This window comes from Gilvimarinus sp. 1_MG-2023, assembly GCF_030548285.1.
In genome coordinates this window covers 1-301 of sequence record NZ_JAUOSC010000704.1, presented here as the reverse complement: position 1 = coordinate 301, position 301 = coordinate 1, and the positions used below count along the sequence as shown (strand labels likewise).

At 60.8% G+C, this 301-nt stretch carries 1 protein-coding gene; it reads right to left on the bottom strand.

What is annotated here, in order from left to right; all coding sequences use genetic code 11:
• Positions 1-301 (bottom strand): TRAP transporter large permease subunit (locus Q4563_RS18700; RefSeq protein ID WP_303605581.1); only part of this gene is annotated, 301 nt, incomplete at both ends.

Sequence of the window (301 nt, the reverse complement as noted above, 5' to 3'; positions counted from 1 at the left end):
GCCCGGCAGGAATCCGGCCAGAAACATATCGCCGACCGATTGTTCGGTAATCAGCGCGTACAGCAACAGCGCGACCGACGGCGGAATCATGATGCCCAGGGTGCCCCCGGCGGCCAGCGATCCAGCGGCCAGACGAGGGTGATAACCCTGTTTCATCATTTCCGGGTAAGCCACCCGGGTCATGGTCGACGCTGTTGCCAAGGAAGAACCGGAAATGGCCGAAAATGCCGCGCTGCCACTGACCGCAGCCAGTGCCAGACTGCCATTCCAGCCCTTGGTGAAATAACGGGCAGACTCAAAC